The sequence below is a fragment of the Sphingomonas colocasiae genome (assembly GCF_019880585.1).
Lineage (GTDB): Bacteria > Pseudomonadota > Alphaproteobacteria > Sphingomonadales > Sphingomonadaceae > Sphingobium_A > Sphingobium_A colocasiae.
The window spans coordinates 236,503-255,055 of record NZ_JAINVV010000003.1 but is presented as its reverse complement, the minus strand read 5'-3'; the positions used below and the strand labels follow the sequence as shown (position 1 = coordinate 255,055).

Annotated in this window: 17 protein-coding genes; 10 read left to right on the top strand and 7 right to left on the bottom strand. The window is 66.1% G+C overall.

What is annotated here, in order from left to right:
* Window positions 1–112 precede the first annotated feature (112 nt).
* The 3 genes from K7G82_RS04870 to K7G82_RS04860 all read right to left on the bottom strand — a co-directional run bounded on the left by K7G82_RS04870 (window position 113) and on the right by K7G82_RS04860 (window position 4,380).
* Window positions 113–1,072 carry a threonine ammonia-lyase gene (locus K7G82_RS04870; RefSeq protein WP_222988717.1) on the bottom strand — a complete coding sequence of 320 codons (960 nt, stop codon included), beginning with the start codon at window positions 1,070–1,072 and terminating at the stop codon, window positions 113–115.
* Complete coding sequence (locus tag K7G82_RS04865) at window positions 1,069–3,015, bottom strand: S9 family peptidase (protein WP_222988716.1); 1,947 nt, start codon at window positions 3,013–3,015, stop codon at window positions 1,069–1,071. Before K7G82_RS04865 ends, K7G82_RS04870 begins: the two co-directional genes overlap by 4 nt.
* Before the next feature lie 63 nt (window positions 3,016–3,078).
* A complete protein-coding gene (locus K7G82_RS04860; protein ID WP_222988715.1) occupies window positions 3,079–4,380 on the bottom strand; it encodes an Hsp70 family protein in 1,302 nt (433 codons plus the stop codon).
* Window positions 4,381–4,624: 244 nt separating this feature from the next.
* Here K7G82_RS04860 and K7G82_RS04855 point away from each other — a divergent pair, with 244 nt between their 5' ends.
* The gene (locus K7G82_RS04855) at window positions 4,625–5,467 is read left to right on the top strand and encodes a class I SAM-dependent methyltransferase (RefSeq protein WP_222988714.1); all 843 of its coding nucleotides are present in this window, start codon (window positions 4,625–4,627) and stop codon (window positions 5,465–5,467) included.
* Here K7G82_RS04855 and K7G82_RS04850 read toward each other — a convergent pair.
* On the bottom strand, window positions 5,419–6,405 hold the full coding sequence (locus tag K7G82_RS04850) for an MBL fold metallo-hydrolase (protein ID WP_222988713.1): 987 nt from the start codon (window positions 6,403–6,405) through the stop codon (window positions 5,419–5,421). The two genes, K7G82_RS04855 and K7G82_RS04850, sit on opposite strands and share 49 nt — an antisense overlap.
* A 30-nt stretch (window positions 6,406–6,435) precedes the next feature.
* Here K7G82_RS04850 and K7G82_RS04845 point away from each other — a divergent pair, with 30 nt between their 5' ends.
* The 5 genes from K7G82_RS04845 to K7G82_RS04825 all read left to right on the top strand — a co-directional run bounded on the left by K7G82_RS04845 (window position 6,436) and on the right by K7G82_RS04825 (window position 11,618).
* Window positions 6,436–6,945, top strand: a complete 510-nt coding sequence (locus tag K7G82_RS04845; protein ID WP_222988712.1) for a phage baseplate assembly protein V — start codon at window positions 6,436–6,438, stop codon at window positions 6,943–6,945.
* A complete protein-coding gene (locus K7G82_RS04840; protein ID WP_222988711.1) occupies window positions 6,945–7,262 on the top strand; it encodes a DUF4280 domain-containing protein in 318 nt (105 codons plus the stop codon). The genes K7G82_RS04845 and K7G82_RS04840 overlap by 1 nt, the downstream gene beginning before the upstream one ends.
* A 149-nt stretch (window positions 7,263–7,411) precedes the next feature.
* Window positions 7,412–7,804, top strand: a complete 393-nt coding sequence (locus K7G82_RS04835; protein ID WP_222988710.1) for a hypothetical protein — start codon at window positions 7,412–7,414, stop codon at window positions 7,802–7,804.
* The gene (locus tag K7G82_RS04830) at window positions 7,804–10,644 is read left to right on the top strand and encodes a response regulator (RefSeq protein ID WP_246623273.1); all 2,841 of its coding nucleotides are present in this window, start codon (window positions 7,804–7,806) and stop codon (window positions 10,642–10,644) included. Before K7G82_RS04835 ends, K7G82_RS04830 begins: the two co-directional genes overlap by 1 nt.
* Window positions 10,641–11,618 carry a diguanylate cyclase gene (locus K7G82_RS04825; RefSeq protein ID WP_246623272.1) on the top strand — a complete coding sequence of 326 codons (978 nt, stop codon included), beginning with the start codon at window positions 10,641–10,643 and terminating at the stop codon, window positions 11,616–11,618. The genes K7G82_RS04830 and K7G82_RS04825 overlap by 4 nt, the downstream gene beginning before the upstream one ends.
* 44 nt (window positions 11,619–11,662) lie before the next feature.
* Here K7G82_RS04825 and K7G82_RS04820 read toward each other — a convergent pair whose 3' ends face one another.
* From K7G82_RS04820 to K7G82_RS04810, 3 genes are all read right to left on the bottom strand, one after another.
* Window positions 11,663–13,579, bottom strand: a complete 1,917-nt coding sequence (locus K7G82_RS04820) for an N-acyl-D-amino-acid deacylase family protein (protein WP_222988708.1) — start codon at window positions 13,577–13,579, stop codon at window positions 11,663–11,665.
* 14 nt (window positions 13,580–13,593) lie between these two features.
* Entirely contained in the window at window positions 13,594–14,772 is a 1,179-nt protein-coding gene (locus tag K7G82_RS04815) for a serine hydrolase domain-containing protein (protein WP_222988707.1), read from the bottom strand.
* A gap of 134 nt (window positions 14,773–14,906) precedes the next feature.
* Complete coding sequence (locus tag K7G82_RS04810; protein WP_222988706.1) at window positions 14,907–15,929, bottom strand: alpha/beta hydrolase; 1,023 nt, start codon at window positions 15,927–15,929, stop codon at window positions 14,907–14,909.
* A 107-nt stretch (window positions 15,930–16,036) separates the two neighbouring features.
* Here K7G82_RS04810 and modA point away from each other — a divergent pair, with 107 nt between their 5' ends.
* From modA to K7G82_RS04790, 4 genes are read left to right on the top strand one after another with little or no spacing between them, the layout of a single operon-like run.
* On the top strand, window positions 16,037–16,807 hold the full coding sequence (gene modA / locus K7G82_RS04805; RefSeq protein WP_222988705.1) for a molybdate ABC transporter substrate-binding protein: 771 nt from the start codon (window positions 16,037–16,039) through the stop codon (window positions 16,805–16,807).
* Window positions 16,808–16,817: 10 nt separating this feature from the next.
* A complete protein-coding gene (gene modB, locus K7G82_RS04800; RefSeq protein ID WP_222988704.1) occupies window positions 16,818–17,528 on the top strand; it encodes a molybdate ABC transporter permease subunit in 711 nt (236 codons plus the stop codon).
* Window positions 17,518–18,168, top strand: coding sequence for a molybdenum ABC transporter ATP-binding protein (locus K7G82_RS04795; RefSeq protein ID WP_222988703.1), 651 nt, complete (start codon window positions 17,518–17,520; stop codon window positions 18,166–18,168). Before modB ends, K7G82_RS04795 begins: the two co-directional genes overlap by 11 nt.
* Window positions 18,165–18,551 (top strand): hypothetical protein, encoded by a 387-nt coding sequence (locus tag K7G82_RS04790; protein WP_222988702.1) that lies wholly within the window; start codon window positions 18,165–18,167, stop codon window positions 18,549–18,551. The genes K7G82_RS04795 and K7G82_RS04790 overlap by 4 nt, the downstream gene beginning before the upstream one ends.
* Window positions 18,552–18,553: the final 2 nt, after the last annotated feature.

The window sequence follows — 18,553 nt, the reverse complement described above, 5'->3', positions numbered from 1 at the left end:
TGCCCTCCATGTCATCCCCGCGAACGCGGGGATCCAGCTTGTTCTTCTTTTTCCGGATGCTTCACGGAATAGCTGGATCCCCGCGTTCGCGGGGATGACAGGTAGAAGGGGCCTAACCGATCATCCCGCTCAGCGTCCCCAGATCGATATTCCCGCCCGAAACAACCGCGACGATCTTCCTGCCCGCGAATTCGGGCCGAAGCGCGGCGGCGATCGCGGCGGCGCCGGCGCCTTCCACGACCAGCCGGTGGCGCAGCGCGGCCTCCCGCACGGCGGCCGCGCATTCGTCGATCGAAGCCACCACCGTGCGATCGATGAAGCGTTCGACCAGCGGCCACATCTCGCCGAGCACGCGCAGCGATCCGATGCCGTCGACGAAGGAGGCGGTGCGATCGACCGTGACGGGTTCGCCCGCCGCGAAGGCGGCGGTCAGCGGCGTCGAGGTTTCGACCTCGCAGGCGATGATCTCCACCTTGCGGCCCATCAACTTCAGCGCCAGCGCGATGCCTGTCGAAAGCCCGCCGCCGCCGAAGGGAATGGTGATGGTTTCGGCATCCGCCCAATCCTGCGCGATTTCCAGCCCGATCGTGGCATTGCCGGCGATCACGGCCGCCTCGCTCACCGGATGGACGAAGGTCGCATCGGCGATGCCGGCGTCGCGCGTCTCCATGATCCGCCACCATTCGGCGAAATCATGGGCGTGGACGGTGGCGCCCAGCCGTTCGAGCATCGCGACCTTGGTCCTGGCCGCGCTGTCGGGCACATGGACATGCAGCGGCAGGCCATAGCGGCGCGCGGCGAAGCCCAGCCCTTGCGCGAAATTGCCCGCGCTGGCGGTCGCCAGCGTCTTGCCGCCCGCCTGCTGCGCGGCATGGGCGGCGTTGAGCCCGGCGCGCACCTTGAACGATCCGAAGGGTTGCAGGTTTTCGGGCTTCAGGCGCAAGTCCCGGTCCGCGCCGCCATCGCCCATCCACGGCAGCAGCGGCGTGCGAACGATATCGGGCGCGATCCGCGCCGCGACCGCCTCGATATCGCCCAGGCCGAGCGCGGATACCTGTTCGGCGAGCGTCACTTGGCTTCGAACAGGCGCTTGAGGAACACCGTTTCGACCTCGCGGCGCAGGTCGTTATTGTGTTTCTTCAGGAAGCCATGGCCCTCGTCGGCGAACACGACATACCAGGTCTCGATGCCGTTGGCGCGGATCTTGGCCACCACCTGATCGGATTCGGATTTGGGCACGCGCGGATCGTTGGCGCCCTGCATCACCAGCATCGGCCTGGTGATCTTGCCGACATTGGCCATGGGCGAGATCCGGGCGAAGACGTCGCGCATCTTCGGATCGCGCTCGTCGCCATATTCGGCGCGGCGATTGTCGCGGCGATAGGCCTCGGTATTGTTGAGGAACGACACCCAGTCGCTGATCCCGTAGCGTTCGACGCCGCCGACCAGCCGGTCCGAATAATGCGTCATCACCGCCAGCGACATATAGCCGCCATAGGACTGGCCATAGACCGCGACGCGCTTCGCATCGAGATCGGGCTGCGTGCCGATCCAGTCGATCAGCGCGCCGATGTCCTTGACGCTGTCCTCGCGCTTCTCGGCATTGTCCAGGTTGAGATAGCGTTTGCCGTAACCGTCGCTGCCGCGGACATTGGGCAGGATCACGGTGGCGCCCAGCACATTGGCGAAATATTGCGCGCCATAGTTCCAGATCGGGCGGGTCTGCGCCTCGGGGCCGCCATGGATATCCATGATCACCGGCGTCTTCGTGCCCGCCGGCACGTTGCGCGGGCGATAGACGAAAGCGGGGATCGAAAGGCCGTCGAACGATTTGAAGCGTACCAATGTGGGTTCGGACAGGGTCGCGGGATCGAGATCTCCCAGCTCGGAATTGGTCCAGCGCACCAATTGCCCGCCCGTCACGTCCCAGCTCCAGACGTCGCCGGCCGAGGTGGCGTTGGTCAGGCCGATCGCCAGCTTGCCGCCATCGGGTGAGAATTTGAGCGCGGTGAGCACGCCGCGCGGCAGTTCGGGCTGGGGCAGGGCGCGCCGCGTGATCCGATCCTGCACGACGACGCGTGAAAAGCCGTCCTCGTTGATCGCATAGGCCAGCACGCGTCCGCCCGTGCTCAGGTCATAGCTTTCGACATCCCATTTGAGATCGGGCGTGAGAACGGTTTCGCGCCCGCTGGCGATATCGATCTCGACCAGCCGGCGCGTATCGCTGCCGCCGTCGGAAATCGTGATGATGCTGCGTCCGCCGGGCAGGAAACGTGCTTGTTCGTAACGTGCCGGCGCCGCCTTGGGCGCGATGCGCGTCGCCTTGCCCGATGCGATGTCGAGCACGAACAACTGGCTCTCGCGATTGGAGATGCCGCGCGAGAAGAGCAGGCTGGCCTTGTCGGCCGAAATATCCTCCGGCCCGACATTGCCGGCATCGCGGTAGAGCAGGCGCGGCGCCGATGGCGTCGCCGGATCGGTTACGAAGATCGCGTAGCTGCCCGATCCTTTGGTCGCCTGTGCCCAGGCGAGCAGCTTGCCGTCGGCGCTGAACACCGGCGACTGGTTGCGCGTGCCCGCTTGGGTCAGTTGCACCGCTTCGCCGGTCAGTCCCTTGGCATAAAGCTGGAACCATTCGTCTCCGCCGGTGTCGCGCGTCAGCACGAAACGATCGGTGCCGGGGATGGTCGCTGCGCTGGCGACGGGCTCGGCGTAGAAACTGATCTGCGTCCGGTCCGCACCCGGCGCCTTGACGTGATGGAGCTGCTGGGTGGTGCCGAAGCGCGTCGCGATCAACATGCTGCCATCGGGCAACCAGTCCTCGAACTGCGCGGCGCGGCTGTTCTGATAGCGCTGCACCGCCGCCGTCACGTCCGCCGGGATCGCGGGCACATTCTCCAGTGTCGCGGTGCCGACCTGGCGGACCTGCGGGGCGCCGGTCTGCTGGGCATGGGCGGCGGTCGAAAGAAGGATGGGTGACAGCGCGATCGAGCAGCGCAGCAGCAGTTTGAACATCGGTGATCCCCTGAAGGTGCTGGCCGATGAAAGAGCAGCGGGAGGGGAAGTGGTCAAGGGCGGTCAGCTCGCCCAGGGTGCCAGATCGTCCTCCCGCGCGATCAGCGCCAGGCCGTGCGCGATCGAGGTGAGTTCGCCGCCGCTCATGATCGCGTCCGAGCCGAAGCGACGCGTGAAGATCGCGCGGACCATCGGCGTCAGCGAGGTGCCGCCGGTCAGGAAGACGCGATCGATCTCGCTTTCGCGCGTGCCGGCCGCCGCCAGCGCGCGATCGAGCGTCGCCTCGATCTGCGCCACATCCTCGGCGATCCAGCTTTCGAAATCGCTGCGATCGACATCGGCGTCGATCTCCAGCCCGGCGCCCGAGAAATGGAAATGCGCCTTGTCGTCCGTCGACAATGCTCGTTTGAGCCGGCCGACCGCGTCGTAGAGCGGATAGCCCAGCTCATTCTCGATCACCGCGATCATCCGTCCGATCGCATCACCATCGACCGCGCTGCGCTGGAGGCGGCGAAGTTCGTCGAGGGTGCGGCGGTTGCGCATCAGCGCCAGCCGCGACCAGTCCGCGAAATCGGCGAAATAGCCGCGCGGGATCTCCAGGATCTTGCCGAAGGATTGATAGGAACCGCCCTTGCCGAGCATCGGCAGGATCAGCCGGTCGACGATGCGCTGGTCGAACCGGTCGCCGGCGATGCCGATGCCGGCATGGCCGAGCGGCAGGCAGCGCCGCGCCGCGCCGGGCTCGGCAAGCTGGACGATCGAGAAATCGCTGGTGCCGCCGCCGAAATCGGCGACGAGCAGCCGCGCGGGGTCGGCCAACCGCGACGCATAGCTGAAGGCGGCGGCCAGCGGTTCGTAGACATAGTGGATCTCAGCGCCGAACCCCGAAAACATCGCATCGTAGCGCTGCCGGGCAAGCGCGGGATCGGGCCTTGCACCGGCATATTCGATCGGGCGGCCGACAACGACGCGACCGGGTCTCTCCTTCAGTCCGCCGCCGGCATGGGCGACGAACCTGTCGAGGAACAGCCGGCCGAGCTCTTCGAAGCGATAGCGCTTCTCGAACACCGATGCGCTTTCGAAGCTGGCGCTGGCGGCGACCGACTTGAAGGATTGCAGGAAGCGGCTGTCCTCGGGATAGGCGAGATATTCGGAGATCGCCCATGGGCCTGCCTCCACCGCCAGGCCGCCGCGCGCATCCTCGTCATGCCAGAAGCACAAGGCGGACCGGAACACCGCGCCATCGGCTTCCGGGCCGGTGAACTCGACCAGGTCGGTGGCGCCATCCGCGGAGGCGATCGCGGCGACGCTGTTGGTGGTGCCGAAATCGAGCCCGAGCGCGGAGCCGGGTGTGATCGTCTTCATGATGTCTCCGGATCGGCGCGTTGCTGGCGGGGCCGCCGCCTATGCCGATGGAGACGGGGTCGGCGCAACCCCGTTGAGTTCGCGCCGGCCAGTCGTTATCCGGACATCTCTTCGGAGTGTCCGCCAGTGATCCGCTAAGCCTCGCCCGGCCCAGCCGCAAAAAGCCGCTTCTGTGCCGGGGCATCGCCTTGCCTGATCATATCGTCTTCGCCGGGTGGTGAAGACCGGACACGGAATATCTCATATGTCTTCAGCTTCCATCGATATCGCGGCGCATAACCGTGCCGCCTGGGACCGGCTGGCCGCGCAGGATTGCGACTGGTCGCGTCCCGTCGACGCCGAAACCATCGCGGCAGCACGTCGCGGAGAATGGGCGGTCCATTTGACGCCATCTGCCTTGCCGCGCGACTGGCTCGGCGATGTCGCGGGCCGGCGCATCCTTTGCCTGGCGTCGGCGGGCGGGCAGCAGGCACCGGTGCTGGCCGCCGCCGGGGCCGATGTGACGGTGTTCGACCTGTCGGAGCGGCAACTCGATCAGGATCGCATGGTCGCGGCGCGCGACGCCCTGCCGCTACGCACGGTGCAGGGCGATATGCGCGACCTTTCCCGTTTCGACGACGGCGTTTTCGATATCGTCTTCCATCCGATCTCGAACCTTTACGTGCCCGATGTGCGGCCGGTCTGGCGCGAATGTTTCCGGGTTTTGGCGGAGGGGGGCCGATTGCTGTCGAGCTTCTACAATCCCGTCGTGTTCGTGGGCGATCGTGACCCGCGCCATGCCGAAGCAGGTTTTATCCGGCCGCGTTTCCCGATCCCCTATGCGGACTCGCGCGATCTGGACGAGGAGGTGCTTGCCGCGGAGCTGGCGCGCGGCGATGCGCTGGTTTTCGGGCATGGCCTGGCCGATCAGATCGGTGGGCAGATCGCGGCGGGTTTCGTCATCGATGGCTTTATCGAGGACATGCAGCCCAATCCGCGATTCCTGATCGACACCTATCTGCCGACCTTCATCGCGACACGGGCAGGCAAACCCCGATCTCAAAGTTCCATCAGGTCGCGCCCGACGACAAGATTGCCGGAAAAATAGGGACGGACCGCATCGTACCAGACCTGTTCGGCGACCTGCGGATAGCCGCCGGGCACGAAATGCGAGAGCACCAGCGTTTTCACGCCGGCCTCGGTGGCGATGCGGCCGACCTGTTCGGTGGAGGTGTGGCTGGCGAGCAGATGCGCCAGCAGCGTCTTCGCATTGCGTTCGCCCGCGGCCATCGCTTCGAGCGAGGGCAGGTGCATCACTTCATGGACGAGTATGTCGGCGCCACGGGCGAGCGCGACCAGATTGGTCGAGGGGGCGGTATCGCCCGAGATCACGATCGATCGATCGGGGCAGTCGAAGCGATAGGCGAATGCGGGTGCGACCGGGGGATGCGGCACCAGTGCGGCGGTGACGCGTATATTGGCGTCCTGCATCACCAGCCCGTCGGCGCGGATCTCGTGCGGGACGATCAGCTTCCTCAGCGCCGGACGGCCCTCATCCGCCATGCGCGTGCGGATATCATAGTCGTTGAGCGCCAGGAATTGCCGCGTCATCCGCTTGAGCGGCGGCGGGCCATAGGCATCGACCGGCCTCGCCAGTGTGGTCGACCAGGCGAGCATCAGCAGATTGCCGTAATCGGCATTATGGTCCGAATGATGATGGGTGATGAACAATGATCTGAGGCTGTCGAGGCTGAGCCCGGCGAGGATGAGCTGGCGGGCGACGCCGTTGCCGCAATCGACGATATAGGTCGCGTCCCCGACGGTGATCGCGGTCGCGGGGGCCGCGCGATTGGGTTTGGGTGTGGGGCCGCCCGCGGTGCCGAGCAGGATCAGCCGGGATCGCCGCTTGTCGGCGGCAGAAGCGCTTGTCGCCGTCAGGCAGGCCACGCCCGCCGCGCCAAGGGCGAGCAGAGCGCGCCGGTTCATGGGGGATCGGGGATCGTTCATCGCATCAGCGTTGCGGGTGAAGGCGTTTGCGTCAACCATGGCGATCCCGCGACGACAGGGAGAGCCAGGATGAACGACCAGACCAAGCGGCATTTCGGCAAGTTCAGGGGCGTGGCGGTCGATGTGGCGGATCCGCTGGCATTGGGCCGTGTCCGGGTTCAGGTGCCGGATATCGGCGGCGCAGAGATACTGGGTTGGGCGATGCCATGCGCGCCGGTCGCCGGGCCGCATGCCGGCATGATCGCGCTTCCGCCCGTGGGCGCATCGGTCTGGGTCGAGTTCGAGCGCGGCGATCCCGATTATCCGATCTGGGTTGGGGGATTCTGGAGCAGCCCCGCCGATATGCCGGCGACAGGCATCTCGTCCGCGGATTTCAGCCTCGCCGTCGTCACGCCGCAAGGCGCAACCTTCCTGATCGGCGATGCGCCGGGTCCGGCGGGTGGCATCGCATTGCGAAGCGGCGGCGCTTCGCTGATCGTCAACGAGACCGGCATTCATATCCAGAACGGCAAGGGCGCGTCGATCACGCTGGTCGGCCCCGTCGTGTCGGTCAATAATGGCGCGCTGGAAGTGATCTGATGACCAGCCCTGCAATCACCGCCGGTGCGATCCTGATGTGCCCGCATGGCGGACGGGCGTCGATCATCGGCGGGACCGTGCGCGTATTGGCCGGCGGCGCACCGATCGCGACGATCGGGGATGATTTTCCGGTTTCCGGGTGCGCCGATATCGAGCGGCCATGCATCCGGATCGAATGGCTGGCGTCGGCGACGCGCGTGCGCATCGGCGGGCGTCCGCCGGCCTTGCAAGACGGTACCGGGGTAGCGCTTTGCGCTGAAGGGAGCGGGGGTTCCGCGATCGTGGTTTCGAACCAGGTTCGGGTGATGATGCGCTGAGGCGGTCGGTGGCGGGATCGTTCATTGCGAATCCGAAATAGCACCCATTTTGGTTGCTTTTCCGCAGCTTTGCATATCCGCTATTAACCCTATCGCAAGCCCGGCTGCATAGTTTTGCAGGGGTTATGAACGGCAAGGCGATGTTTCTGATGAAGGCCCGGCGGCGGGATCGGATCGTCAAGGCCGCCGCCCCGGCTGCGGGCGGCTTCAAATGGCGCGACCTCGTGCCGGCCGCCGCATTGCTTTTGGTCGGCCTGATCGGTCTGGTCGCCGCGACGCTCGCGCCGACAGGGCGGGATGGCCAATATGTCGTCGTCGCGCCGCCCTGGTACGATTTGCCCGAAACGCTGGCGCTGATCCGCCGCGCCGATGGCGGAATCGTCGATGCCGGCGGGCCCGATGCCATGGTGATCGTGCATTCCGATGATCCGGGCTTCATCGATGCGGCCTATCGCGCTGGTGCCTGGGCGGTGATCGATCCGATGCGGCTTCGGGGCTGCGTTGGTTTCAGGCCGGCCTCGACGCCGGCACAGGGGGGATGATGTCAGAACTCGACAAGCTTCGCACGCGCTTCGCGCGTTTCCTGGTCCCCCTGCTCTGGCTGCATGTGCCGGTGCTGGCGATCACTGCGGCGATCGTCGACCGATCGGTGCTCGGCGCGGCGCTGGCGGGCATCCTGCTGGCCGGCGCCTATCATTTCGCATGGTGGCGCGGCGGCATCGCGCCCGCGAACCGCTATCTGTCCGCGATCGCGCTGATGGGGGAGCCGGCGCTCTTCGTTTATCTGCTGTCGAACAACCCGTGGCAGATGGACATGCATATGTACTTCTTCGCCATGCTGGCGCTGACGATCGCCTGGTGCGACCGGCGCGTCATCCTGGTCGCGGCGACAGCGGTGGCGATCCACCACCTCGTGCTTGATCTGTTGCTGCCTTCGGCGGTCTTCCCCAATGGCAACGACGTGCTGCGCGTGGGCTTCCATGCCGGAATCGTCGCGTTCCAGACGGCGGTGCTGGTCTGGCTCAGCGACATGCTGGTCGAAAGCTTCGATCGCATCAGCACGATGCGCGACGAGATCATGGCGAAGAATGTCGCGCTGGAAGAACGGACCCATGATGCCGAGGCCGCCAATCGCGCCAAGAGCATGTTCCTGGCCAATATGAGCCACGAGATCCGCACGCCGATGAACGCCATTCTGGGCTTCTGCCATCTCGCATTGCGCACCGAATTGACGCCGCGCCAGCAGGATTATGTCTCGAAGATCAATGGGGCGGGGGCCTCGCTGCTGCGGCTGATCAACGACATACTGGATTTCTCGAAGAACGAGGCGGGCAAGCTGGAGCTCGAATCGCGCCAGTTCGATATTCGGACGTCGCTCGAAAACCAGCTCCACCTCGTCGATGCCGATGCCGGCGCGAGGGGGGTCGCGGTTCGTTCGATCATCGACACGGCGGTGCCCGCGAGCCTGATCGGCGACGAGCTGCGCTTCAACCAGGTGATCCTGAACCTGGTGAGCAATGCCATCAAGTTCAGCGAGAACGGCACCGTCACCGTCTCGATCGGCGCCTCGGCGCAGGCCGGCAATGCGGTGACGCTGGAGGTGTCGGTCCGCGATACCGGCATCGGCATGACGCCCGAACAACAGGCGTCGCTCTTCAATTCCTTCACCCAGGCGGACAGTTCGACGACGCGCCGGTTCGGCGGCACCGGCCTGGGGCTCGCGATCAGCAAGCAGATCGTCGAACTGATGGGCGGCAGCATCGCCGTCGAAAGCCGGCTGGGCGAAGGCAGTGTCTTCAGCTTCACCGTGGAGATGGTGGCGGGCGATGCGTTGGCCGTGCCGGCGATGTTGCCCACGCAGACCATCGCGGCGTTGCGTGTCCTGATCGCCGACGACAATCCGGCGTCGCGCCAGATCCTGGAGGAGATTTTCGCATCCTGGTCGATGCCGGTCGATCTCGTCGCATCGGGGGCCGAGGCGCTCGGTGCGATCGAGACCGCGACGGCCGCGGGCGAACCCTATGATCTCGTCCTGCTCGACTGGAAGATGCCCGGGCTCGACGGCATGGAAACCGTGAAGGCGATGCGTGACAGCGAGCGCCTCACCAGCCTGCCCGTCGTCCTGATGGTCACGGCCTATGGCAATGATGAATTCCGCGCCGAAGTCGAACGTGCGGACATCGCTGCCTTCCTTGCCAAGCCGGTCGAACCGACAACGCTTCTCGAAACCATCACCGGCCTGTTCGCCGCTGAGGATGCGAAGCCCATCGAATCCGTCGAATCCTCGGACACGGTGCCGATGGTCTCACCGGCCTTGCGCGGCCTGCGCGTGCTGCTGGCGGAGGACAACGACATCAACCGCGAGATCGCGGTCGAATTGCTGAGCGATGCGGGGCTGGTCGTCGATGTCGCGGAGAATGGCAGGATCGCCTGCGAACGCGTCGAGGAAGCCGCCGGCCACTACGCCGCCGTGCTGATGGATGTTCAGATGCCGGAAATGGACGGGCTGGAGGCGACCGTGGAGATCCGTCGCCGCTGGAGCGCCGAACGCCTGCCGATCATCGCGATGACGGCGCATGCCTATGAGGCTGAACGGCAGCGCTGTTTCGATGCCGGCATGAACGACCATATCGCCAAACCCGTCGATCCGGCCATGCTGGTGCGGACGCTCGATCGCTGGTTGAAGCCGGGCGCCACGCTTTCGGGCGAAGCGCAGCCGGCGATAGTCGCGACGGAGCCGGCCACGGAGTTGCCCGATACATTGCCGCCCTTCGATATCGATGCCGCGCTCCGGCGCGTCAACGGCAAGCGCGCGCTGTTGCGCAAGCTGATCGTCGGTTTCGGTGACGGCTTCGCGTCCACGGTTGCCGATCTGCGCGCGCAGGTCGCGAGCGGTGCGCTGGTCGATGCCAGGCGGCTCTCGCATACGCTGAAGGGCACCGCCGGTTCGCTCGAACTCGTCGCCGTCGCGCAGGTGGCGGCCGAGATCGAAACCGCCATGGCCAACGGCTCGCTCGAAGGGATCGAATCCCTGCTGGCGCGGCTGGATGAACATCTTTCGCCGGCGATCGCCGCCGCCATCGGCCTGTCGTCCGGGGGGACGATCGCCGCCCCCCAGGCGACGGTCGCGATCGACCCGGCCGCCGTGGAATCGGCGCTGGCCGATCTGCGCGGAATGGTGAAGCGGCGCAGCCTGGGGGCGCGGGGCGGCTTCGATCGATTTGCCGAGGCGAGCGGCATGGCGGCCGAAGCGATCCGCCTCCATCCGCTCAAGGCTGCGCTCGATGCACTCGATTATGACCGGGCGGCGCAGCTGCTCGACGCGGAAACCGGCGATACCGCGAACCAGGGCCGGCCCGAATTGCAGGAAACACTTCCATGACGGACGCAATCATGACCCGGAAAGCCGTGGTCCTCATCGTCGACGACGAGATCTCGAACATCGAGATCATGAACGCCGTGCTCGAGGACAGCTATGAGATCTGTTTCGCGACCTCGGGCGAACAGGCGATCGAAACCGCGCGCACGGTGCTGCCCGATCTGATCCTGCTCGACGTGCTGATGCCCGGCATGGATGGGTATGAGGTCTGCAAGACGCTGAAGCAGGATCGGCTGCTCGCCGATGTGCCGGTGATCTTCACGACCGGGCTCGACGATCAGGATGCCGAGGCGCGCGGGCTTTCGCTGGGCGCGATCGATTATGTGACCAAGCCGATCCAGCCGATTATCCTGGCGGTGCGCGTCCGCAATCATATCGAACTCAAGCGACTGCGCGATCAGCTTGCCGAGATGGCCGTGACCGATGCGCTGACCGGGCTCAGCAATCGCCGCCGCCTTGAACAGGCGCTGGGCGTCGAGACGGCGCGGCTGGCACGGTCGGAGGACTGGCTGTCGGTAATCATGCTCGACATCGACTTTTTCAAGGCGTTCAACGACACCTATGGGCATCCGGCGGGCGACCGCTGCATCGCGATGGTCGCCTCCGCGCTCAACCGGGCGGTCCGTCGCGCTTCGGATCTTGCCGCGCGCTATGGCGGCGAGGAATTCGCATGCGTGCTGCCGGGCGCCGATGCCGATGCGGCGATGACGGTCGCCAGGGAGATCCAGGCGCAGGTCCAGTCGCTCAGCATCCCGCACACCCAGTCCAAGGTGAGTTCGTGCGTGACGGTCAGCATCGGCATCGCGAGCGCGCGTTGCCGGCCTGGCATGACGGCGGATCTCTGGATCGGCAATGCCGATCGTCAACTCTATCTCAGCAAGGCGACGGGCCGGAACCGGATCGTGGGAGAAACCTTCCACGCGGTTCCCGTCGCAGCGGAGAAGGGCTTCAGGCTCGTGTCCGAGCGGGGCGTTTGATACGCAGCCGCCGATGAGCATTGCTCATCGGCGGCTGCCGAGCGTCAGCGTACCGTTCCGCTACCCGGCAGGGTGATCGCGGCATTGCCGCCGAGCGCCACGGAGACGACGGGGGATTGGGCGCCGCCATCGGCATGGTCGAGCGTCAGCGTCGCGGCCATGCGCTTGCCCGCCTTGTCCCTGAGGATCGCGGTCAGGCTGCCCCAGCCCTTGGTCGTCTGCAGCACGCCCAGCCGGTCGGCAGTCCAGACCGTGCCCGATTTCGCATCGGTCAGCCTGATCGTGCCGCTGGCCTGACGCTGCCCGCTGGCCTGTGCCACCTGGAAACTGACCGCATAATCGGCCGATTTCGCGGTCGCGGTGACCGAGCGTGCTGCGGTTGCGGCGTTCATCGGCCGGCTCGGCATATGCGTGTCGCGCAGCAGCACCGCGCCCGATTTCGCGCCGGTCGCCGCGCCATCGACAAAACTCGCGACGCCGTTGACGATGACATGGCGAATGCCGTCGGAGGGGAGCGTCGGCTTGTCGAAGGTGGCATGGTCGCGCACCGTCTTCGGGTCGAACAGCGTCACATCCGCGCGCATGCCCGGCGCGATACGGCCGCGATCGACCATGCCGACGATGGCGGCGGGCAGGGCGGTCATCTTGCGGACCGCATCCTCCAGCGTGATCGCGCCGGTATCGCGGACATAATGGCCCAGCACCTTGGGGAAGCTGCCATAATAGCGCGGATGGCCGCGATTGGTGATCGCGGCGCCGCAATCGCAGGCGACCGCGGTGTCGGGATATTTCAGGAAGGTGATCACATCATCTTCCAGCCCGAAGGTCATGTTGGCGCGCACGAACGGTTCGCGCTCCAAGGTGCGCAGCACGGCTTCACCGGCCCCGATCTTTTCCTCGGCCATGATGTCGGTCAGCCGCTTGTTGAGATCGGGCAGGGCGATGCCTTCGGCGCCGCCCAGCCGCGTCGCCATCGCATATTCCGCCGCCTCGACGAGCTTGGGGCGAATCGCCGGATCCTTGAAGCGGGCGAGCATCGCATCGCGCCCGCCGTCGGCGGCCCAGCCGGGGACGAGAAAGGCCTGAAGCGCGGTCTGGCCGGCGAGATAGGGATAGATGTCGATCGCGGTCCAGGCGCCGCGCGCGCTGGCGGCGGACACCATCTTGAGCACGTTCGCGGCATTGCCGCGTTCCTTGCCCGCGCTCTTGATATGCGTGATCACCGGTACCAGCCCGGCCTGTTCGGCGACCGAGACGGTTTCCTCCATGCCCTTGAAGGAACTGAGATTGTCCTCCGGGCGCAGCCGGTCGTGATTGGGGAAATTGGTCCGCCAGGGTTTTGCGACCGAGACGATGCTGATCACCTCCTCGGGCTTGGCGTAATAGGCGGGGCGATAGTCGAGGCCGGAGGAGACGCCCCAGGCGCCGGCCTTGAGATTCTTCTCCAGCGCGGCGCGCATCGATGCGATCTGCGCCTCGGTCGGCCGCAGGTCGCGATCACCCATCGCGTCGCGCCACACCGCGTTGAAGCCGGTATAGGCGCCGATATTCTCGGCCAATCCCTTGGACGCATAGGCTGGAAGCTGCGTCGCGATATCGCTGCCGCCGCCGCCATCGGCATTGATCATCTCGGTGGTGACGCCCTGGGTCAGCATGTTGACTGCGGTCGAGACCGCATCGGGTTCGGCATGGCTGTGGAGATTGATGAAGCCGGGCGAGACCACCAGTCCGGCGGCGTCGATCGTCTTCGCCGCCCTGGCCGGCCCGATATCGCCGATCGCGACGATATGGCCGTCATCGATCGCGACATCGCCGCGATAGCCCGGCAGGCCGCTGCCATCGACGATGGTGCCGCCCTTGATGACGATGTCGTATTCGGGCGCGTCCTTGGCCATTGCCGGCGCCGCGAACGCCAGCGCGGCCGCCGACGAGAGGAACGAGAGCGTTACGATTGGGCGCATGCTTGTCTTCCTGATCACTTGCTTGTCGCTCCACCCTGTGAACCCAGCCACGCTTGCGCGACTTTCCAGTAAAGCTCGTTCGCGCCGCCATCGGTGTTGGTGAGCAGCACGATCGACGTCCCGTCATCGGGGTAGGTGTAGAGCATGGCGTTGAAGCCGTTGATCGCACCGCCATGGCCGATCAGGCGATGGCCGTCGCGGGTGCCCACACCCAGGCCCAGGCCATAATCCATCGGTGCCCGGCCATCGGGGCCGGGCTTGCGCGCCTGGCTGGTCAGGCGGCCGTCCTTGAGCTTGGCGGGCTCGATCATCAACGCCAGGCTTTCGGGCTTCACGACCTTGCCGGCGAACAATGCCTCGTGCCAGCGCAGCATGTCGGTCGCGGTCGATCGGATCGCGCCCGCACCGCCGGAAACGCTGACGGACAGCGCCACCGGATAAGCGAGCTTGCCGTCGCGCAGGCCATAACCCTTGGCGCGGCGCGGCACGATCGTGCGCTCGTCGTCATAGACGGTATCGGTCAGCCCCAGCGGCTTCACGATCATCTCGTCGAGCGCGACCGCATAGGGCTTCCCCGTGAGTTTCTCGACGATCGCGCCCGCCATCACATAGGCCGAGTTGTTGTAGCGATATTCGGTGCCGACCGGGAAATCGGTGAGATTGTCCTGACCCGCGATGTACGACACCATCTCCTTGGTGTCGTGCTCGCGCCAGCCGCGCGATGCCATGAAGACCTTGTCGGTATAGCTGTGGATGCCCGATGTGTGATCGAGCAGGTGGCGGACGGTGATCCCTTCCGGATGCGGGAAATCGGGGAAATATTTGCTGATGGGGTCGCTGAGCGAGAGCTGGCCGCGCTCGACCAGCATCATCAGCATCGCGCTGGTGAACTGCTTGGTGATCGATCCGATGCGGAAGATCGTGTCGGGCTTCACCGCCTGGCCGTCTTCCAGGTCGGCCATGCCATAGCCTTTAACCAGGACGATCTTGCCGCCCTTCATCACGCCGACCACGCCGCCCGCGAGTTTCTGGGTGGCGAGGCTGTCGGCCATCACCTTGTCGACCGAGCCGCTGTTGATCGTCGCCGCGGCGGAGCGGGGGGCGCCTGCCAAAGCGGGCGCGGGCAGCGCCTGCGCCATCAATAGCAAGAGCGGCGCGGCGCCCAGCCAGCGCGCGATCCTTCGATTCCTCATGTCCTTGTCCCTCCCAACCCCGCCGGCATGATTCGCCATATCGGAAAGCGTGAAATCCTGATCAGGATGTTTCAACCTGAATGGGCTCTTGGCAAGAAGAAAAAGTTGCAGAAGAAACGAATCTTGCCGGGCGTCTATCGCTGGAACGCGAACTCCACTGCCCGGCCGATGGCGGGCCAGACCGAGATGCCGTGCCCCTGATCGGCGAAGACCGCATAATCCGCGACTTCATAACCGGGTGCGCCCTTCACCGCTTGAAGTCGGGCGGTTAGGTCGCGCGCATTGGCGACCATATTGGATCGAGCGATCAGCGCGGCCACGGTTGCAGCGTCCATGCCGGGGATCGGTTGCTTGGGTGGCGTGCTTTCCTCCGAACCCATGGTGATGAGCACCCGGGGCGTCGCCTTGCCGGCCTTCACCGCCTCGACGAACGCGGCTTCGCCGGCGAGCACTGATCGGTTGTTCCACCAGATTGACGGGCTGGCGACGATGAAGCTGCGATAGGCCTGTGGTTCGGTGAAGAGCGCGCGCAGCACCGCCAGTCCGCCGAGCGAATGGCCGAACAATGCCTGATCCGTGGTGTCGACCTTTGTCAGCGCCGCGATGCGCGGTTTCACATCGACTTCGATCGTCTTGAGCAGTTGATCGAGCCCGCCGACATTGGCGGCGGTGTAAGGCGACTGGCCCGTTGGCGATTCCGCCGCAAGCTCCGCGTCGGTGGCGGGCAGCGTCAGGTCGTAGGGTCGTTCGCGCGCCCGGGCCCGAACCAGCGGATCCATCTTCGCCAGCGCCGCATCGGGTGGTCCGCGCCGCCGATCGGACTCAGCGATAAATTCGCCGCTGTCGGGATAACCGATGCCCACCACCACGACATCGGGCGCATTGCCGTTGCGGCGCACGGCTTCGGATACACTGCCGAAATAGCCGTTGCCGTCGAAAATATAGAGCACCCGATAGCCTTTGGCCGGCGCGGGATCGGTCGGCAGTGCGACATTGATCCGATACCGGTGCCCGTTGACCGAGGATGTGAAGTCGATCACCCGGCTGTTCGGGATGGTCACTTCGGCCGGTTGGGGTGAGGGCGGCGTTTGTGCGGACGCCGGCCCGGCGATCGTCCAGAAGGCAAGGCCCAACAGCAACTGCGTAACCGGTTTCATCGCTTCCCCCGAATCAGTGTGGCCGGACGGTGCAGACGCAACCGGAACATTGCAATCGGCGGTTGCATCCCATTGCACCTGGCCCGGGGACGGGCCAATGTGATTCCATGGTCCAATTGCTCCGCTTGCTGGCCGGCCTGGTGCTGGCCGCCGCATCCTTCATGCCTGCTGCGGCGCAGGAACGCGCCCCTTTGGTGCTCGCGGCGGCAAGCCTGCAGGAATCGCTGAACGCGGCGGCCGATAGCTGGGCCGCACGGGGAAATGCGCGTCCGGTGCTGTCCTTCGCCGCGTCCTCGGCGCTGGCGCGCCAGATCGGATCGGGCGCGCCCGCCGATCTGTTCATCTCGGCCGACGAACCGTGGATGGACGATGTCGCGAAACGTGGGTTGCTGCGTCCCCGCACGCGCATCTCCTTCCTGGCGAACCAGTTGGTGCTGGTGGCTCCGGTTTCACGCCCGGCGCGCCTCAACATCGCGCGGGGTTTCCCGATCGCGCGCGCGCTGGGCGGCGGGCGGCTCGCCATGGCCGATCCCGATACCGTGCCGGCGGGCAAATATGGTCGTTCGGCGCTGACCGCGCTCGGCGTCTGGCCGCAGGTGCAGGCGCGGGTGGCACGGGCGGAGAATGTCCGCGCCGCGCTGGCGTTGGTCGAGCGTGGCGAAGCGCCGCTGGGTGTGGTCTATGCGACGGATGCGCGCGCATCGCGCCATGTGGTGGTGGTCGGCACCTTTCCGGCCGCCAGCCATCCGCCGATCACCTATCCTGTCGCCGTCTTGAAGTCGGGGCGCAATCCTGTGGCGGCGGATGGGTTTCGCCGATTCCTGATCTCGCGTGACGGCCGGGCGATCTTCGCGCGATACGGCTTCGTTTCGCGCTGATCGCCAGGCCATGTCCTCCTTCCTAGCCCTCACGCCCGACGACTGGGAGATCATCCGGCTGTCGCTGAAGGTCAGTCTGGTCGCGGTGGCGCTGACCATGCCGATCGCGTTCGGACTGGCCTGGGTGCTGGCGCGGCTGCGTTTTCCCGGCAAGCTGCTGCTGGATGGTCTGGTCCACCTGCCTTTGGTGGTCCCGCCGGTCGTCACCGGCTGGCTGCTGCTGCTGGCGTTCGGCGCGAACGGCCCGGCGGGGCGCTGGTTCGCGGACTGGCTGGGCATCGAGTTCATGTTTCGCTGGACCGGGGCCGCGCTGGCGGCGGCGGTGATGGCGCTGCCGCTGATGGTGCGCGCGATGCGCCTGTCGATCGAAGCGGTCGATCCGCGACTGGAGGGCGCGGCGCGGACATTGGGCGCCACACGCTGGCGCAGCTTCCTCACCATCACCCTGCCGCTGTCCTTGCCCGGTGTACTGGCGGGGGCGGTGCTGGGCTTCGCCCGATCGATCGGAGAGTTCGGCGCGACGATCACCTTCGTTTCCAATATTCCGGGCGAGACCAGGACTTTGCCGATCGCCATTTACTCCGCGTTGCAGGTGCCGGGCGGGGAAGAGGCGGTCACGCGGCTCGCGATCATCTCTGTCCTGTTGTCGCTGGGCGCTTTGATCGCTTCGGAGGCGCTGTCGCGCCGCGCCGGGGCGGGACGGGGCGGCCATGTCCTTTGAGATTTCGGTCAGCCGTCGGCTTGGCCAAGGCGTGATCGCGCTCGACATGGCCGGTGGCGACGGCATCACCGCGCTGTTCGGGCCGTCGGGTGCCGGCAAGACGAGCATCCTCAATATGGTGGCGGGCCTGCTCAGGCCCGATCGGGGGCGCGTCGCGGTGGCGGGGCGCACCTTGTTCGATGGCGATGCCGGGATCGATCTTGCCCCCGAACGGCGCGGCGCCGGTTATGTGTTCCAGGATGGGCGGCTGTTTCCGCATCGCCGCGTGCGCGCGAACCTGCTTTACGGCGCCCGCCTCGCCACGCCGGAAGCGCGGGCGACCGGGCTCGATATCGCGCTCGACGAGGTCGTCGCCTTTCTCGGTATCGGCCATCTGCTCGATCGCTGGCCGCGCACGCTCTCGGGCGGGGAGGCGCAGCGCGTCGCGATCGGCCGCGCCTTGCTCGCCTGTCCGCGCTTCCTGCTGATGGACGAACCGCTCGCATCGCTCGATGCGGCGCGGCGCGACGATATCATGGCGGTGATCGAGCGCGTTCGCGACGAGTTCGGCCTGCCGACGCTCTATGTCAGCCATGACCGCGCCGAGGTCGAGAGGCTGGCGACGCGGATCGTCGCGATGCCGCAGCGAGACACGGCGTGAAGGAACTGATCCGGTTCCTGCTGGCGCCCTTGCCGGCATCGATCGCGGCCGCCTGCATTTCGGTCGCCACCGGCGCATATCCCTGGCCATTGTCGATCGTGATGCTGGTGTGTCTGCTGCTTTATGCCGCCCAGCTCGTTTTCGGTTTTCCCATCCGTCTGCTGCTGATCCGCCAGGCCCGGCGTTCTGCTGCAAGCCATGCGATCGGCGGGTTCGCCATGACCGCGATCCCGGCCGCGCCCTATACGATCTGGGGCATGGTGGAGCATGGCCAGACCTTGGCGTCGGCCGCCGTCTTTTTCTGGCTGATGGGCTGTTATGGCGCGTTGACCGGGCTCACTTACTGGCTTCTCGCACGGGGGGAACTGCGCCGTCGGGCCTGATC

Coding starts and splice junctions, on each gene's coding strand:
- K7G82_RS04865 (WP_222988716.1), bottom strand. CDS start 3,015: ATGTTCAAACTGCTGCTGCGCTGCTCGATCGCGCTGTCACCCATCCTT.
- K7G82_RS04860 (WP_222988715.1), bottom strand. CDS start 4,380: ATGAAGACGATCACACCCGGCTCCGCGCTCGGGCTCGATTTCGGCACC.
- K7G82_RS04855 (WP_222988714.1), top strand. CDS start 4,625: ATGTCTTCAGCTTCCATCGATATCGCGGCGCATAACCGTGCCGCCTGG.
- K7G82_RS04850 (WP_222988713.1), bottom strand. CDS start 6,405: ATGGTTGACGCAAACGCCTTCACCCGCAACGCTGATGCGATGAACGAT.
- K7G82_RS04845 (WP_222988712.1), top strand. CDS start 6,436: ATGAACGACCAGACCAAGCGGCATTTCGGCAAGTTCAGGGGCGTGGCG.
- K7G82_RS04840 (WP_222988711.1), top strand. CDS start 6,945: ATGACCAGCCCTGCAATCACCGCCGGTGCGATCCTGATGTGCCCGCAT.
- K7G82_RS04835 (WP_222988710.1), top strand. CDS start 7,412: ATGAAGGCCCGGCGGCGGGATCGGATCGTCAAGGCCGCCGCCCCGGCT.
- K7G82_RS04830 (WP_246623273.1), top strand. CDS start 7,804: ATGTCAGAACTCGACAAGCTTCGCACGCGCTTCGCGCGTTTCCTGGTC.
- K7G82_RS04825 (WP_246623272.1), top strand. CDS start 10,641: ATGACGGACGCAATCATGACCCGGAAAGCCGTGGTCCTCATCGTCGAC.
- K7G82_RS04820 (WP_222988708.1), bottom strand. CDS start 13,579: ATGCGCCCAATCGTAACGCTCTCGTTCCTCTCGTCGGCGGCCGCGCTG.
- K7G82_RS04815 (WP_222988707.1), bottom strand. CDS start 14,772: ATGAGGAATCGAAGGATCGCGCGCTGGCTGGGCGCCGCGCCGCTCTTG.
- K7G82_RS04810 (WP_222988706.1), bottom strand. CDS start 15,929: ATGAAACCGGTTACGCAGTTGCTGTTGGGCCTTGCCTTCTGGACGATC.
- modA (WP_222988705.1), top strand. CDS start 16,037: ATGGTCCAATTGCTCCGCTTGCTGGCCGGCCTGGTGCTGGCCGCCGCA.
- modB (WP_222988704.1), top strand. CDS start 16,818: ATGTCCTCCTTCCTAGCCCTCACGCCCGACGACTGGGAGATCATCCGG.
- K7G82_RS04795 (WP_222988703.1), top strand. CDS start 17,518: ATGTCCTTTGAGATTTCGGTCAGCCGTCGGCTTGGCCAAGGCGTGATC.